General features: G+C 68.2%; 15 protein-coding genes and 2 pseudogenes. 10 read left to right on the top strand and 7 right to left on the bottom strand.

Annotated features, from left to right (window positions below; translation table 11 throughout):
• Window positions 1–74: 74 nt before the first annotated feature.
• The gene (locus ACZ5VQ_RS25415; protein ID WP_469106874.1) at window positions 75–365 is read right to left on the bottom strand and encodes a type II toxin-antitoxin system Phd/YefM family antitoxin; all 291 of its coding nucleotides are present in this window, start codon (window positions 363–365) and stop codon (window positions 75–77) included.
• Window positions 366–561: 196 nt separating this feature from the next.
• Here ACZ5VQ_RS25415 and ACZ5VQ_RS25410 point away from each other — a divergent pair, with 196 nt between their 5' ends.
• From ACZ5VQ_RS25410 to ACZ5VQ_RS25390, 5 genes and pseudogenes are all read left to right on the top strand, one after another.
• On the top strand, window positions 562–951 hold the full coding sequence (locus ACZ5VQ_RS25410; RefSeq protein ID WP_469106873.1) for a hypothetical protein: 390 nt from the start codon (window positions 562–564) through the stop codon (window positions 949–951).
• Window positions 952–992: 41 nt separating this feature from the next.
• Window positions 993–1529 (top strand): hypothetical protein, encoded by a 537-nt coding sequence (locus ACZ5VQ_RS25405; RefSeq protein WP_469106872.1) that lies wholly within the window; start codon window positions 993–995, stop codon window positions 1527–1529.
• 127 nt (window positions 1530–1656) lie between these two features.
• Window positions 1657–1974, top strand: coding sequence for a hypothetical protein (locus tag ACZ5VQ_RS25400; protein WP_469106871.1), 318 nt, complete (start codon window positions 1657–1659; stop codon window positions 1972–1974).
• Window positions 1975–2826 (top strand): annotated as a pseudogene (locus tag ACZ5VQ_RS25395) (cell division protein FtsK); the annotation flags it as partial. It lies immediately after the preceding gene.
• A gap of 591 nt (window positions 2827–3417) precedes the next feature.
• Window positions 3418–3642, top strand: a complete 225-nt coding sequence (locus ACZ5VQ_RS25390; protein WP_469106870.1) for a hypothetical protein — start codon at window positions 3418–3420, stop codon at window positions 3640–3642.
• 82 nt (window positions 3643–3724) lie between these two features.
• Here ACZ5VQ_RS25390 and ACZ5VQ_RS25385 read toward each other — a convergent pair whose 3' ends face one another.
• Entirely contained in the window at window positions 3725–4096 is a 372-nt protein-coding gene (locus ACZ5VQ_RS25385) for a hypothetical protein (protein WP_469106869.1), read from the bottom strand.
• A 362-nt stretch (window positions 4097–4458) separates the two neighbouring features.
• Between ACZ5VQ_RS25385 and ACZ5VQ_RS25380 the strand changes: the two genes are divergently transcribed.
• On the top strand, window positions 4459–5991 hold the full coding sequence (locus ACZ5VQ_RS25380) for a sugar porter family MFS transporter (protein WP_469106956.1): 1533 nt from the start codon (window positions 4459–4461) through the stop codon (window positions 5989–5991).
• A 58-nt stretch (window positions 5992–6049) separates the two neighbouring features.
• The gene (locus ACZ5VQ_RS25375; RefSeq protein ID WP_469106868.1) at window positions 6050–7066 is read left to right on the top strand and encodes a Gfo/Idh/MocA family protein; all 1017 of its coding nucleotides are present in this window, start codon (window positions 6050–6052) and stop codon (window positions 7064–7066) included.
• Window positions 7067–7079: 13 nt separating this feature from the next.
• Here the strand turns inward: ACZ5VQ_RS25375 and ACZ5VQ_RS25370 are convergent.
• Window positions 7080–7464: pseudogene (locus ACZ5VQ_RS25370) on the bottom strand (MmyB family transcriptional regulator); the annotation flags it as partial.
• Between ACZ5VQ_RS25370 and ACZ5VQ_RS25365 the strand changes: the two are divergent.
• Together ACZ5VQ_RS25365 and ACZ5VQ_RS25360 are read left to right on the top strand one after the other, a co-directional pair.
• Window positions 7448–7681: an SDR family NAD(P)-dependent oxidoreductase gene (locus ACZ5VQ_RS25365; protein WP_469106867.1), complete on the top strand. Its 234-nt coding sequence runs from the start codon at window positions 7448–7450 to the stop codon at window positions 7679–7681. The pseudogene ACZ5VQ_RS25370 and the gene ACZ5VQ_RS25365 sit on opposite strands and share 17 nt — an antisense overlap.
• A 333-nt stretch (window positions 7682–8014) precedes the next feature.
• Window positions 8015–8251, top strand: coding sequence for a hypothetical protein (locus ACZ5VQ_RS25360; protein WP_469106866.1), 237 nt, complete (start codon window positions 8015–8017; stop codon window positions 8249–8251).
• A gap of 364 nt (window positions 8252–8615) precedes the next feature.
• Here the strand turns inward: ACZ5VQ_RS25360 and ACZ5VQ_RS25355 are convergent, their stop codons facing one another.
• The 4 genes from ACZ5VQ_RS25355 to ACZ5VQ_RS25340 form a co-directional block, all read right to left on the bottom strand.
• The gene (locus tag ACZ5VQ_RS25355; protein WP_469106865.1) at window positions 8616–9407 is read right to left on the bottom strand and encodes an ATP-binding cassette domain-containing protein; all 792 of its coding nucleotides are present in this window, start codon (window positions 9405–9407) and stop codon (window positions 8616–8618) included.
• A 3-nt stretch (window positions 9408–9410) separates the two neighbouring features.
• Window positions 9411–10475 carry an ABC transporter permease gene (locus ACZ5VQ_RS25350; RefSeq protein WP_469106864.1) on the bottom strand — a complete coding sequence of 355 codons (1065 nt, stop codon included), beginning with the start codon at window positions 10473–10475 and terminating at the stop codon, window positions 9411–9413.
• Between the two features lie 99 nt (window positions 10476–10574).
• On the bottom strand, window positions 10575–11669 hold the full coding sequence (locus ACZ5VQ_RS25345) for a sugar ABC transporter substrate-binding protein (RefSeq protein WP_469106863.1): 1095 nt from the start codon (window positions 11667–11669) through the stop codon (window positions 10575–10577).
• Between the two features lie 591 nt (window positions 11670–12260).
• Entirely contained in the window at window positions 12261–13298 is a 1038-nt protein-coding gene (locus ACZ5VQ_RS25340; RefSeq protein WP_469106862.1) for a LacI family DNA-binding transcriptional regulator, read from the bottom strand.
• Between the two features lie 466 nt (window positions 13299–13764).
• Between ACZ5VQ_RS25340 and ACZ5VQ_RS25335 the strand changes: the two genes are divergently transcribed.
• The gene (locus ACZ5VQ_RS25335; protein ID WP_469106861.1) at window positions 13765–14622 is read left to right on the top strand and encodes a sugar phosphate isomerase/epimerase family protein; all 858 of its coding nucleotides are present in this window, start codon (window positions 13765–13767) and stop codon (window positions 14620–14622) included.
• Window positions 14623–14817: the final 195 nt, after the last annotated feature.

The following is a 14817-nucleotide window of genomic DNA, read 5'->3' as shown; positions in this document are numbered from 1 at the left end:
GGTCCTGCATGTGTCAGGGGTGCCCGGCCATGTGCGCACACGGCTCGGCCTTGCGCACCCACCCCCAAGCCGGCCTAGGACGCCCCGGTCCCCCGATGCTCCGCCGCGATCCCGAACCGCTGCCGTTCGTGAGGAGCGGAACCCACCTCCCGAACACTCGACACCGCACTGATCACCGACTCCTCCACCCCCGCCTCGATCGCCGCGTCGAGTTTCTCGAGTCGCTCCAGGTCAGCCGCGGACACGAGAGCGACGAGCGGCTTCCCGTGCCGCGTCACGACGACGCGCTCTCCGCCGTACACCACCCGGTTGATCAGGTCGGCGAGCTCAGCCCTGGCTTGCGTCACCGGAATCTCGTAGGCCATGCTCCCCAGCTTACGTGGCGTCCGTGACGTCCGTGAGGTCCAGGAAGCACCAAGAAGCAGCAGGTCAGAGGCTCCGAGTCCGCCGTCTCACGCACAGTCCGTGAGACATGTGTGAGACGGCGGCGCCCCCGGACCGATGGCTTCAACACCGGCACGAGGCCTTGATCCAGCACCTTCCGATCAAGGAGCCAGACCTATGCAGGACCGTACCCTCATGCGCCGTGAGCGCCGCGCCCAGCGTCGTGCGCTTCGCGCCACCATCCGCCGTCGGGCCAACACCCAGCGCGCTGCCAGCAAGGCCCGCCGCACCCTGGCCACCGGCACCCCTCAGACCGCCAAGACCCATCTCATCGGCCGCGGTCTCGACCCCGCCACCGCCAAACGGTTCGCCGGAGCCTTCTCACGCGGTATCCAGCCCACCGCCACCGCCGAGACGGCGGTCAAGCTCAAGGGGCGCGTGCGCAAGACCGTGGCCGTGAAGTTGTACGACACCGCCACGTTCGTCGCGCGCCTGGCCGCCTACCGGCCCAAGGGCGCCACGGCCGCCGCTGCGTTCGGCCGCCTCGGCCTAGAGGTGGCCGCCTGATTAGCGCCATCCCCGAGGGCCGTACCCTCGCCGCCGATCCGATGCGGACGTGGCTGACGCGGCTGTCCCTCGCCGCCGGTATCGCGTTCACCGCGCACGCCGAGTACGACCTTGCCCGCACCCTGGGAGCGGACCCCTTCATTGCAGCCATGCTGCCCGTGTCCATCGACGCGTACGTGATGGCCGCCCTGCGCTGGTTCCGGGCGCTGGACATCACCCTGTCGCTCGCCTTCATGAGCGCCGCGCAGGTGGCCGCACACGCCCTGGACACCGACGTCATCGCGGTCACCTTCGAGTTGGTCGTGGTCGTCTCGCTGCTCGTACCGGTGGCGCTATGGAGGACCCATGCCCTCGCCCGGGGTGAGGAGACAGCGACCGCTCCCCGGTCGTCGAGCACCTCCGCGCCGGTGGTCATCTGGGCGGTCACCCGCCCGTCTCCGGCGCCGTTCGTCCGGGACGACTACGTGACGACCGGAGTGACCGCCAAGGTGACCGCGTCCCTGCCCGCCGCCATCACCCGTCAGGTGGTCACCGAGGTGGTCACACTCACCCCGCTGAACTGCGGAAAAGGGCGCTAAGACTGATCCGGGAGGTGGTCACCGAGACCGGACGGCCGGTGCCCATCGAGCGACTCCGGACGGAGCTGAATCTGTCCCGCCGCGACGCGACCGAAGTACGCCGCGAGATCGTCGAGGGGAAGTGGTCATGAACACCCCCGCCGTCACGCCGCCCCGTGACCACGTGCAGCCCATCGGGGTGACCGCCGACGGCCAGCCGATCTACCCGTGGCCGGTGCAGTCCGCACCGGTCGCGCAGGTGCCGCTCAAGGCGCATCCCGTCGGCGCGTACCTCGCCGGTGGCTGCCTCGCCCTGGTGGCCCTGATCGTCGTCGGCTTCGTCCTGGTGGCGATCCTCATCAGCCTGTCCATCGCTCTGGTGGCGCTGGCCATCGCCGTCGTCTCGCTCATCATCTGCCTGCTCGTCCTGCGCTCGATGTGGCGCGACTTCCAGAAGGGCAACTAACAGATCAAGGAAGAGTTGCGGCGCCGGGCAAGGGTCATCCGGTCCCTGCCGCGCTTCCGCTGCCCCGAGTCGAAGGTGACGCCTGAGCTGGCCAACGACAAGAGCCTCGGCCTGCACCCGATCGTGGTCGGCGCCGACGAATGCCAGGTTCCGTTCGAGCACGAGAAGTACGGCGCCGAGCTGGAGTCCATCTGCACCGACATCACCAAGCGCGGCCCCGCCCTTGGCATCGTCGGTATCTTCGCCACCCAGCGACCCGACGCAAAGTCTCTGCCGCCCGGCATCTCCGCGAACGCCGTGCTCCGGTTCTGCCTGAAGGTGATGAACCACCAGGCCAACGACATGGTCCTCGGCACCGGCGCCTACAAGTCCGGTATCAAGGCCACCATGTTCAGCCGCTCCGACCGCGGTATCTGCTGGATGTCCGGCGAGGGCGACGACCCGCGCCTCGTGTCCTCCGCGTTCATCGACGCGACCGGCGCCGACCTGATCGTCACCCGGGCCCGGAAGATGCGCGAGGAATACGGCAACATCACTGGCCATGCCATCGGCGAGCGGCCCGCGGAGACGGCCAGCCTCGACATCCTCGCCGACGTCCTGAAGTCCGTGAGCGCCGACGAGAAAGCCGTGTGGTGCGAGCGCGTCGCCACGCGTCTCGCTGAGCTCCGGCCGGACGTCTACGGCGAGTGGAAGGGCGAGAACGTCACCGCCGCACTCGAGCCCTGGGGCGTGAAGACAGACCAGGTGTGGGGCACCACCGACGACGGCGAGGGGAAGAACCGGCGCGGCATCAAGCGGGCCGACGTCGTCGCCGCCATCACCCGACGGGACGCCGACCGACTCGCCAAGTAGTACCGATCACGGCCGCTAGATCTATCACCCCGCGCTGCTAGGTCTAGCGGCCCCGCTAGCACACGATCAACCCCCTGAGCAGGCAACTAGCGTCTAGCAGGGGCGCCGCTGAAACCCCGGGAAACGCCCGGAGTAGCGAGGGAGAGACCCCATGCTGGTTGCTATGGCCGCCGCTGTTCTGTGGTTTGGCGGGTACGCCGTGCTGTGCGCGGTCAAGCCGTTCGCGCCGTGCCGGAAGTGCGCGGGGACGGGAGGGTTCGAGCAGTTCCGGAAGGTGCGGACTTGCCCGCGCTGCCACGGGAAGAAGGTCCGGCTGCGCATCGGACGACGGGCGCACAACGCGTGGCGTCGTATGCATGAGGCGGGCGCGCGCTGACGCGTCGACAGTACTGCCGAAGGGCAGCGTCCGACAGATCGTCCGACACGAAGGAGTATGCGCATGAGCAGCAAGGCGGCTGTCCCCCACGGCCACTTAGCCGTGCCCGCAGACATCCTGGCCACCGCCCTGTACGGGCTCGGCCAGTACGAGGCTGCCGCGATCGAGCAGAGGGGGACGGGTTACGCCCCAGCACCAAGGTGTGCGAGGCGGTCGTGTGGCTGTGGGAGAACGGGCACCGCGACGAGGCCACCAACCTGATCGGCACGGTCTGTGCCGTCCTCCGCGGCAAGCTGGTACCCGGAGGCGTCGGCCGGATCACGCACGAGACAGTCATCGACGCATTCGGCGCGGAGTTCGCCGAGCTCGGCATGACACCGGAAGGCGGATGGGCGCCGATCGCCGCATACCTCAACCGCGAGGTACCGCGCGGGCTCTGACCGCGCCGCACGTACGAGGAAACCCGCCGATCGTCGTACGACCAAGGCGAGGGGCCTGGCGACAGCAGCCCGGGCCCCTCTCCTACTCCGCGTGCGCGATGCCGATCGCCCGGTACATGAACGCGGTTCGCTTCTCCTCCATCTGCTCCATCTCCTCGCTCAGGTCCACCCCGAAGTACTCCCCGAAGACGCTGACGACCACTTCGACGGCGCCGAGCGTCACCATCACGGCGGCCATCACCGTGGCCGCCTCCCCGGCGAGGCCGTCGCCGCCCGCCAACTCCTTGGCCCGGCCGATCATCCATGGCCGGTTGTGCGCCGCCCCCGAGGTCAGGCGATACGGCGCCGGCAACCAGTCGGGCATGGCTTTGACGGCGCGCTCGGTGATGTTGATGTCCAAGGGTGCGGACTCGCTGCCGAAGCTATAGCCGATCAGTCTTAGGTCTTTGAGCATTGCTCTCCGGTAGGCCGCTGGTCCGTGGCCTGAGCCTACTTTCGGACCGGCAGCTGATCCCGTCAGTGATCCGCAGCACCTGCACCCGGGCTTCTCGGCTCACGCTCAGTGGTTACCCCAGGCCACGCGCCGACCCTGTCCGCCCATGTCGACAGGGTCTCAGCCACGACAATCCGAAACCTAGTAGCAACAACCCATTGACATGACATTTGGACTAGCGGCATCGTACTCGGCTAGAGCGCGCCAGTTAAAGCGCTTTAACGCCACTGCTCTCTCACCGCCCCGTCCCGGGTCTCCGGAGCGAAGGGAAACCAGCGTGATGCCGTTCGAAGTGCTGCCTATGGGCCGCGTCGGAGCCGTCGCTGCGGCCTCCGCCCACTGCGGGCGCCGCACACCAGTCCTCCAGGGCAAGCACCGCCTCGCCGGGATCCGACACCCTCACATCAACCGGTAAGGAGGCGGCCATGGACGTCAGAGACGACACGACCCAGGCCCCCGCACCCAGCACCGCCATCACGGCCCCCGCCCCTCCGGCGGTCTCCCGGCGGCTGCGGGTCATCACGGTCATCGCCACCTTCGGCGGACTCCTCTTCGGCTACGACACCGGCGTCATCAACGGCGCCCTGCCCTACATGACCGAAGACCTCGGTCTGACCGCGGTCACCGAGGGCATGGTCACCAGCTCGCTGCTGCTCGGTGCGGCCCTCGGCTCGCTCTTCGGCGGCAGGCTGTCCGACGCCCGCGGCCGGCGCCGCAACATCCTGCTCCTCGCCGTGGTGTTCTTCGTGGGAGCGCTCGGCTGCACGCTGGCCCCGAACACAGAACTGATGATCGTGGCACGGTTCGTGCTCGGCCTCGCGGTCGGCGGTGCCTCCGTGACCGTTCCCGTCTACCTGGCGGAGATCTCTCCGGCCGAGCGCCGCGGCCGTCTGGTCACCCGGAACGAGCTGATGATCGTCTCCGGTCAGCTGGCCGCGTTCACCTTCAACGCGGTCATCGCCCAGGTCGGCGGGGAGTCCGCCGGCATCTGGCGCTGGATGCTGGTCGTCGCGACCCTGCCCGCGGTGGCGCTCTGGTTCGGCATGCTGGTCATGCCGGAGAGCCCGCGCTGGCTCGCCTCCAAGGGCCGGTACGGGGAAGCCCTCGCCGTGCTCAAGCAGGTCCGCTCCGAGCAGCGGGCCGAGGCCGAGCTCAGCGAGGTCACCGCGATGGCCGTCGAGGACGAGAAGGCGAAGCTCGGCGGCTGGAACGATCTGAGGGTGCCGTGGGTGCGCAAGCTGGTCCTGGTGGGGACCGGCATCGCGATCGTCATGCAGATCACCGGCGTGAACACGATCATGTACTACGGCACGCAGATCCTCACGGACGCCGGTTTCGCCGCGGACAGCGCCCTGACGGCCAACATCGCCAACGGCGTGATCTCCGTGCTGGCCACCTTCGTCGGCATCTGGCTGCTGGGCCGCGTCAACCGCCGCCCGATGCTGATGATCGGTCAGCTGGGCACCATCGTCGCCCAGTTGCTGATCGCCGTGTTCTCCCTCGTCCTGCCCGCCGGTGACGGCCGCGCGTTCGCGGTCCTCGGCATGACCGTCACCTTCCTCGCCTTCCAGCAGGGCGCGATCTCCCCGGTGACCTGGCTGATGCTGTCGGAGATCTTCCCGCTCAAGATGCGCGGCTTCGGGCTCGGCATCGCGGCCTTCGCCCTGTGGATCACCAACTTCACCATCGGGCTGGTCTTCCCTGTCCTGGTCGACGCGGTCGGCGTGTCCAGCACATTCTTCGTCTTCGTGGCCCTGGGCATCGTCGCGGTCACCTTCGTGAAGCAGTACGTGCCCGAGACCCGCGGTCGCACGCTCGAGGACCTCGAGCACGAGCTCAAGGCCCGCTTCTCCTGAACCCGCTCCCTGTCCTCGGCCCATGCCCCATGGGCCGAGGGCATCGAAAGGAAACCTCATGACTGTACGCGTAGGTGTGATCGGTGCCGGCTGGATCGGTCAGGAACACATCCGACGACTCACCGAGACCGTGACCGGCGCCGAGGTCACGGCAGTCAGCGACATCGACGCCGCACGCGCCGAGGAGGCAGCGGTGCGGGCCGGTGCCCGGGTGTTCGCCGACGGTGCCGAGTTGGTCACGGCGGAGGATGTCGACGCGGTGCTCGTCACCTCCTGGGGGCCCACCCACGCGGAGCATGTGCTGAACGCCATCGCCGCCGGAAAGCCGGTCTTCTGCGAGAAGCCCCTGGCCACCACCGCCGAGGACGGTCTCAGGATCGTCGAGGCCGAGATGGCGCACGGCCGCCGTCTCGTACAGGTCGGTTTCATGCGCCGCTACGACGCCGGCTACCGGCAGATGAAGCAGGTCATCGACTCCGGCCGCATCGGCGAACCGTTGATCGTGCACTGCGCCCACCGCAACCCGACCGTCCCCGAGTCGTACACCACCGACATGGCCGCGCTCGACTCAGCCGTGCACGAGATCGACGTACTGCGCTGGCTGCTGGACGACGAGATCGTCTCCGTCCAGGTCGTGATTCCGCGCTCCACGAGCAAGCGGTTCGCGCACCTCAAAGACCCGCAGATCATGCTCTTCGAGACCGCCAAGGGCGTCCGGATCGACCTTGAGGTCTTCGTCAACTGCCAGTACGGCTACGACATCCAGTGCGAAGCTGTCGGCGAGGACGGCCTGGTCCGGCTGCCCGACCCGGCCGCCGTCGGCGTGCGCACCACGGGCCAACACAGCACCGAAGTCCTGACGGACTGGGTGGGCCGTTTCGTGGATGCCTTCGACACCGAGTTCCGCGAGTGGATCGCGAACCTCGCGGCGGGCACCGAGCCCACCGGCCCCTCTGCCTGGGACGGCTATGCCGCGACCGTCATCTCCAACGCGACTGTGCAGGCACGACAGTCGGGCCGCATCATCGGTACGGACATGAAGCCCCGCCCCGCCTTCTATGGAGGCACTGTCTGAGGGGCGCCTTCTGTCAGCGAGGAGCCTCCGTCGCGGAAAGACCGGCGGTGGCCGCCCAGGAGGCCAGGAGCCGAAGGCCGTCGTGCGACGGGATGCCGGAGGTTCCGCCGTCCAGACGATGAGCTGTCGGTCGGGGTCCATGCCGGCGGTCAGGGTGTCCCCGGCGACGGGGTGGTGCAGCGTCTTGGTGCCCACCCCCAGGGCCGCCACGTGGTGCCCGACCCACCAGGGGCGGAAGTTCTCGTCCTGTAGGGACAGCTCGCCCACCACCGTCATCAGCCGTGGATCCTGGGGGCATTCCGCGGCTTCCCTCCGCAGCTGGGCCACGGCGGTACGGCGACGTTGTCCCAGTCCGCGTAGAGGCGTTTCATCGCGGGATGAGTGAAAAGCAGCCGCACACTGCTGGTCACCGCGCTGGGCATCACCCGCCTCGACAGCGCCCACACCGCCGTACGGGAGGCAGTCGGCCGCTTCGGCCGCATCGACGTCCTGGTCAACAACGCCGCCAGCTTCTACGACGATTACTTCGAGGAGCTGTCGCCCGCGCAGCTGCGGCAGCAGATCGAGATCACCCTGCTCGGCCCGATGACATCACCCGCGCGGTCCTTCCCATGATGCGGAAGCAGCGCGCCGGCCATGTCCTCACTATCTCCTCCATCGCCGGTCTGGTCGGCCAGGAGTTCTGTTCGTCTGCGCCGCCGCCGAGTTCGGCGTCGAGGGCTGGATGGAGTCCCTCCGCTACGGCGTCGAGCCCTTCGGCATCCGTACGGCGATCGTCGAGCTGGACTTCTGCACCACCGAGCTGCTGGTGGATTCCTCGCCCTCCTGAAGCTCACCCAGCATGAGCAGCCGCCGCTGCGCTTCGTCTCCGGCGGGGAAGCGGTCTCGCCCGCCGAGGCCAAGGCCAGGGAACCGCCGGCCCAGGCGGAAGCCTCGCGTGAGCTGGGCATGGACCTGGCCCACGATGACGCGCCGTCGCCTGCCCCCGGCTCCCACCACCCAGCCAGGAGAAACACCCGTGGAAGCCCTGAAGCCGCAGCCCACTGCCCACTGCCCACTGCCAAGGCTCCCGCCGACCGTTTCACCGGCGACGTCTCGCTCTACGTCATCGTCGCCCGCCAGGAGCCCTCCCGTATGCGCGCCCACGTGGTCCGCCGCTTCGCACCCGGCTCATGCACCGCCTGACACGCCCATGCTCTGGGACAGGTCTCTGCACGTCGCCTCCGGCATCGCCCTGATCGGCATCCGCGACGGCACGATCCTCGAAACCCTTCCCGGCGACACCATCGCCTGCCCGCCGGCGAAGAGCGCTGGCACGGAGACGCCCACGACCGCTTCATGGAGCACCTCACCCTGTGGGAGGGCACCGGCGACGGCAGCCCGGAAACCGTGTGGGCCGAGCACGTCACCGACGAGCACTACAGCGGCCCGCGCACCCGCACCTGAACCGGCCGTCCGACAGCTTGCATCGCAGTGCCGCTGGCCCGCAGCGCGGCCAGCGGCTACCCCTCCTCAGCGAGGTGCGGTTACGCACCGCACTCGCGCGCTCTCAGGCCCCGGCCTGCAACTTCGCGAGCTCGGCCTCGAGGTCGGCCATGGCCTCGCCGCCGGCCATGAGGTCGGTGATCTCCTCCCGGGTGCGCTCGCCCTTGCGGAAGTCGTCGGCCTTCTGGCCGCGGATGAGGACGGCGAAGTGGTCGCCGACCATCATCGCGTGCCGGACGTTGTGGGTGACGAGGATGACCGCGACGCCCTTGGCACGGGCCTGCATGATGATCCGCAGGACGTGCGCGGCCTCCTTGACACCGAGCGCCGCCGTGGGCTCGTCGAGGATGAGGACGTTGGCGCCGAAGTAGACGGCACGCGCGATCGCCAGGGCCTGGCGCTCACCGCCGGACAGGCTGCCCACGAGGCGGTTGCCGTCGGTGACGCGGGTGATGCCGAGGGACTGCATTTCTCGTACGGCGATCTCGCCGGCCAGTTTCTTGTCGAACAGCCTGAACGGCCCGAAGCCCTTGGTGGGTTCGGCGCCTACGAAGAAGCAGCGTCCGACGCCCATCAGCGGGAACGTCCCGCCGAACTGGTGCACCGTGGCAATGCCCCGGGCTGATGCGTCGCGGGGGCTGTCGAAGTCGACCGGCTCGCCGTTGACCTCGATGGTGCCGGTGGTGGGCCTGTGGAACCCGGAGAGGATCTTGATGAGGGTCGACTTGCCGGCGCCGTTGTCACCGAGCAGGCAGAGCACCTTCCCGGCGTCCACTTCAAGAGAGATGTCCTGCAGCGCGTTGGTGCCGAGGAACGACTTGCTGATGTCTGTCAGGCGCAGAAGGGGTGCGGTCATTGGTCAGGCCTTCTTCGCGGATCGGGGCTTGTAGGACAGGGCGAGTCGGCGGAAGGTGTTGTTCATCAGGACCGCCGTGAGGATGAGGATGCCGAGGATCAGGCTGGCCCAGTCGGAGTTCCAACCGGTGTAGTAGATGCCCTGGTTGACGATGGCGAACGTCAGAGTTCCCAGGACGACGCCGAAGACGGAGCCGTACCCGCCGGTGAGCAGGACACCGCCGATGACCACGGCGATGATGGAGTTGAAGACGAAGGACTGGCCGTTGGCGACCTGGGCGCCGTTGTAGAGGATGGTCTGGATCACGCCGACCAGGGCTGCCCCGAAGCCGCTGGCCATGTACAGGGCGATCTTCACCCGGTTGACGGGGATGCCGGTGGCGCGGGCGCTCTCCTTGTCGCCTCCGATAGCGAAGATCCAGTTGCCGTACTTCATCATCTGCAGCATCACCGCGACCGCCGCCGCCAGGCCGATCCACCAGAAGATCGCGACCTCGAACTGGCCCCCGATGAGCTGGCCGAAGACCGCCTTGGACAGAGAGTCCGGGTTGATGGGGACGCTCGTGGTGCCGGTCGTGACGCGGGACAGGCCGAGGGTGAGACCGGCCATGCCGGACAGGGTGGCCAGGGTGACCACCAGGGAGGGGACGTTGGTCCGCGTGACGATGATCCCGTTGAGGAGGCCGGTCAGCAGACCGAGGCCTAGCGCACACACGATTCCGACGATCATCGGGGCGCCCCAGTGCCCGGACACGATGGCCAGCGTCATCGAACTGCCGGCCAGCACCGAGCCCACGGACACGTCGAGTTCGCCGGCGATCATCAGCAGCCCCACCGGGATGGCGATGATGCCCAGCTCGGCGGCGATGTTCAGCCAGCTCGCCGCGCCCGCGGGTGCCAGGAACTTCTCACCGCCGAAGATCGCGAAGAACACGAAGACGCTGAGCGTCCCGATGAGCGCGCCGGCCTCGGGACGGTGGCGCAGCTGCGCCAGCGGACTCTCGGTCTGCTTCGGTGGGGCGACGGCGGTCACTTTCTCGGCCGTCGTGTCGGGAAGTGAGGTTGTCATCGGTCTGGTGTCACCTTCGTGAATCTCGGATGTGGTGCCCGGCGCGGTACGCCCGGAAGGGGTGCTGGGCCCGGGACGGGCCCAGCACCAGGAGAGGGATCAGCGGACGCCGGCCTTGGTGCCCGCGATCGCCGCGTCGACGTTGTCCTTGGTGACCAGGAGCGGGCCGGTCAGGATCGGGTTCTGGGGCGGGAGCACGCCGTAGGACAGGTACTGGTTGGCGATCGACACGACGTAGAAGCCCTGCAGGTACGGCTGCTGGTCGATGGCGAACAGCTGGTCGCCGGCCTTGATCCGGGTGAGCTGGCTCTGCGAGAGGTCGAAGGTGCCCATCTTGACCTTGTCTCCGGCCTTGGCCTGCTTGATCGCGGCGGCGGCGCTGTCCGCATCACCGGTGGCGATCGTGACCACGGCGTCGATGCTGCTGTCCTTCAGCAGCGCGCCCTTGATCGCCTGCGTGACGGCGGACGGGTTACCGAAGTTGGAGGAGGGCAGCGGGAGCTGCTTGGACTTGGCGCCCTTGCTCTCGGCGCCGTCCTTGATGCCCTTGCAGCGTGCCTCCTGGTTGGCCGAACCGGGCACGGTGTTCACGCACAGGACGTTCTTGGCGCCCTCCTCGGCGAACTTGACGCCGCCGGCCTTGCCCGCCTCGTAGTCGTCCGACCCGATGTACTTCACGGCGCCGACCTTCTTGGCCGCCTCGATGCCACCCGAGTTGTAGATGAACACCGGGATGCCCTTGGCAATGGCCTGCTTGATCGCGGAGTCCTGGTTCTCGGGCACCCAGTCCGGCACGAGGATGGCCGACGGGTTCTGCGATATGGCGGTGAGCGTCAGCTTGGCGACGTCCGGGCCGAGGTTGTCGTAGTTCTGCGGACCGAGGTAGGTGACCTTGCCGCCGCCCGACTTCACCAGCTTCGTGGCGTCCTCGACACCGCGCTTGACCGCGGAGAAGAAGGGGTCGTCGGACTTGCCGCCGATGACGTAGATGGAGACCTTGCCGCTCTTCGCAGCGGTCGTCGATCCACCCCCGGCCGTCGCCGTCGACTGCCCCGCAGTGTCGCCGGTGGCCTTGCCGCTGACGCACCCGGTCAGCGTGGTGGCCGCCGCGGCGAGCACGCTCACCATGGTGAGGGCTCTCCGGGAAAGCGGGCGACCGAGCGGTCGCCGGGAACGGGTCATGATGCGTTCCATGTGCGGGGTCTCCTTCGTGCAATTCCAGGCATGGGACCTGGGGCGAGGCGAGAAGTGGGGCGGGATGCAGTACCGCTGGGCCCGTGGAGTACGCCTGCCGTGCGCGGCCCCGGGGAACCGGGCGCCGGCAGGTATGCAGGGGAGCGGGCTCGTCACGAGAGGCCGGAGACACCCTCGGACGGATGCAGGCGTCGGTGAGCTGTGCGTCCCAGCGTGATCACGACAACGACTGTTGGAGAAGTGGGCTTCGGATGTTTTCGTTCGCGGAGGTCGCAGGTGGGCAACCATTGCGCCGTATGACAGTGCCTTAGCTCGACGATCTTTTAAATCGCTTTAAGTCGGTGCCGCAGAGCATGCTTCTGTTTCAGGGAGGTGTCAAGAGTTTGTTCCGACATACTTACCTGAGGCGTCCCGCCGACGACGGTCCGCGGCAATCAGCGAGCCCCGCAGATCCCGATGGCGCACACGTGCGGGCATCCCACGATCGCTTCGACCAGCGGACCGTCCGACGGCTCCCCGTCGGTTCACCGACTCACGGGCCGACCAGGGGGATACCCGCATGACGCCCCCGCGTCGAGCGCCACGGCGTGGTCAGCGCGGCTCCGCCGTGGTCCCACGCGTGACCAGGCAGGGAGCGAGGACGATCTCGCGGGACTCGGTGCGGCCCTGGTCGAGGCGTTCGACGGCGGCCGTCACGGCCTGCCGGGCCTGTTCCTCGGCGTTCTGGCTCACGGTGGTCAGGTTGAAGGCGTCCAGCCGGGAAAGGGTGTCGTCGTCATAGCCGGCGACGGACACTTTGCCGGGAACGTCGACACCCGCCCGCCGGAAGGCGGTGAGCAGCCCGATGGCGCTCTGGTCGTTGTACGCCACGACGGCCGTCGGCAGGTCGCCGCCGTCGAGCAGGTTTCGGGCGGCCTTCTCACCGGCCTTCTCTGTGAGGTCCCCGTGGAGGATCCCGATGTACCCGTCGAGCCCATGGCGGCGCATGGCGGCCCGGTAGCCGCGGCGCCGGTCGGTGGCGATGACACCCTTGCCGCCGTCGACGTAGACGATCGCTCGGTGACCGAGTTCCACCAGGTGGTCGACGATCTGGCCGACTCCGTCGTCGTCGGCGGTGCGTACGACGTCAAGAGCCGCGTCGGCGATCCGGCGGCCCACCGAGATCACGGGCGCCCCGCGGTCAAGGTCGGCCAGCACGGCGGCGGGGGCCACCGGCCCAAGGAGGATCAGCGCCTCACAGCGGAAGGCCAGGAGTGTCTCGATGGCCGTCTGCTCGCCGCGGGTGCGGGTCAGGGTGCTCAGGACGAGGTCGTAGCCGACCTCCTCGGCGGCCGTGTGCAGGTGTTCGACCAGCTCGGCATGGAAGGGACTGTGAATGTCGACCATGACGCCGAGCAGCCGACTGCGCCTGCTGGCCAGCGCGCTGGCGGTACGGTCGGCGCGGTAACCCAGCTCGGCGGCGGCCTTCAGGACGCGCTGGCGGGTGCGCTCGCTGGGGCCGGGCACGTTGCGCAGCACCAGCGACACGGAAGCCGTGGACAGGCCAACGCGCGCGGCGACGTCCTCCAGCCGGGGGCGCGACACCCCGCCATTGCCGACTACGGGGGCAGCGGGGTTCAGCTCGTCCACATGGCCTCCCGTCGATGGCTGCAACACTCTTGACATACGCCCGTGATGCCACCGATAGTACCAGAGATTAAAGCGCTTTAATCAAGGAAATCGACTGCCTGAGCCACCCATGTGAGGCAGCGACTCCCCTGTCGCACCGCAAGGTGCACACATCATGAACCGCACAACCGTTCCCCGCTCCCGCAGGACGACCCGGATCCCTACCACCGCCACCGTCCTGCTTGTCGGCGGATGTTCCAGCAGCCCCGTCGGCAAGAAGGCCGAGCAGGACGGGCCAATGCCGCTACCGGCAAGGCCGACACGTCCCGCATGACAGCCGTCATGGCCACCACGCGCCATCCGGCGACAGGTTCCGGGACATCCGCGAGGGCGCCGAGCCCGGCGCCCTTGGGAGCCCGCCGACCGCCAACCGCCGACCGCCGACACCGTACACACCGATCACTGCCACCCCCACCCGGAGATGCTCGTGAAGATCGCCCTCGACCCCTACATGATCCGTCACGTTCCCCTGCTCGAACTTCCCTCCGTGGTAGCCGAGTTGGGCTACGAATGGATCGAGCTATCCCCCCGGGAGGACTTCATCCCGTTCTTCCGGCACCCGCGCGTCGACGACGGCACCGTCGCGAAGTTCCGCAAGGCTCTGGAGTCCGCCGGTGTCGGCATCTCCTCCCTCCTGCCCCTGTTCCGCTGGTCCGGCCCCGACGAGGATGCCCGGCAGGCCGCCGTACGGTACTGGAAGCGTTCGATCCAGATCGCCGCCGACCTCGGCGTCACCAGCATGATCTCCGAGCTCAACGGGCGTCCCGAGGACCCGGACCGCAGCGAGGCCCAGTTCTGGAAGTCCCTGGACGAACTGCTCCCGGTGTTCGAACGGGAGGGCGTCCACCTCGCCCTCGAGCCGCACCCCGACGACTTCATCGAGAACGGCTATGACGCGATCAACCTGATCCGGGGCATCAACCACCCCAACGTCAGCTTCCTCTACTGCGCCCCGCACACCTTCCACATCGGCAACGACGCCCCCGGCATCATCGAGTACGCGGGCGACCTGCTCACTCACGTCCATCTGGCCGACGCCCTCGACCACACCGCGTCCTCCGGCAACCGCTACATCCTCAACCCGCCCGGCACCGCGGCCCGCATCCACCAGCACCTCGACATCGGTCAGGGCGAGGTCGACTTCGAGGAACTCTTCCGCGCGCTGCGCGCGAACGGCTTCGACGGCACGCTGACCGCCTGCGTCTTCGCCTGGGAGGAACGCGCCAAGGAGTCCTCGGTCTTCATGCGGAAGAAGATCGACGAGTACCTGGCCGCCTCGTCCTGAGAAGCTGCGGCCACCCGGCCCGCACCTCACCCACGTTGGCGCATCCTCACAGCCCACCGGACGGTGACGCCGCGCCGTTGAGGGCAGCGCCGTGCGCATCGCCATGCCCATGGCGCTGACAGCTCACGAAACCTCGTAGCAACAACCTATTGACATGACATTTAGATGGGCGGCATCGTACTCAACCGAGGCGTT

This window comes from Streptomyces sp. NPDC033178 (genome assembly GCF_055577685.1).
The sequence above is the reverse complement of the archived record's forward strand: the minus strand, read 5'-3'. Positions and strand labels throughout refer to the sequence as shown.

Bases quoted from the DNA above. Each gene is read 5' to 3' on its own strand.
- ACZ5VQ_RS25415 (WP_469106874.1), bottom strand. From the start codon at position 365: ATGGCCTACGAGATTCCGGTGACGCAAGCCAGGGCTGAGCTCGCCGAC.
- ACZ5VQ_RS25410 (WP_469106873.1), top strand. From the start codon at position 562: ATGCAGGACCGTACCCTCATGCGCCGTGAGCGCCGCGCCCAGCGTCGT.
- ACZ5VQ_RS25405 (WP_469106872.1), top strand. From the start codon at position 993: ATGCGGACGTGGCTGACGCGGCTGTCCCTCGCCGCCGGTATCGCGTTC.
- ACZ5VQ_RS25400 (WP_469106871.1), top strand. From the start codon at position 1,657: ATGAACACCCCCGCCGTCACGCCGCCCCGTGACCACGTGCAGCCCATC.
- ACZ5VQ_RS25385 (WP_469106869.1), bottom strand. From the start codon at position 4,096: ATGCTCAAAGACCTAAGACTGATCGGCTATAGCTTCGGCAGCGAGTCC.
- ACZ5VQ_RS25375 (WP_469106868.1), top strand. From the start codon at position 6,050: ATGACTGTACGCGTAGGTGTGATCGGTGCCGGCTGGATCGGTCAGGAA.
- ACZ5VQ_RS25360 (WP_469106866.1), top strand. From the start codon at position 8,015: ATGGACCTGGCCCACGATGACGCGCCGTCGCCTGCCCCCGGCTCCCAC.
- ACZ5VQ_RS25355 (WP_469106865.1), bottom strand. From the start codon at position 9,407: ATGACCGCACCCCTTCTGCGCCTGACAGACATCAGCAAGTCGTTCCTC.
- ACZ5VQ_RS25350 (WP_469106864.1), bottom strand. From the start codon at position 10,475: ATGACAACCTCACTTCCCGACACGACGGCCGAGAAAGTGACCGCCGTC.
- ACZ5VQ_RS25345 (WP_469106863.1), bottom strand. From the start codon at position 11,669: ATGGAACGCATCATGACCCGTTCCCGGCGACCGCTCGGTCGCCCGCTT.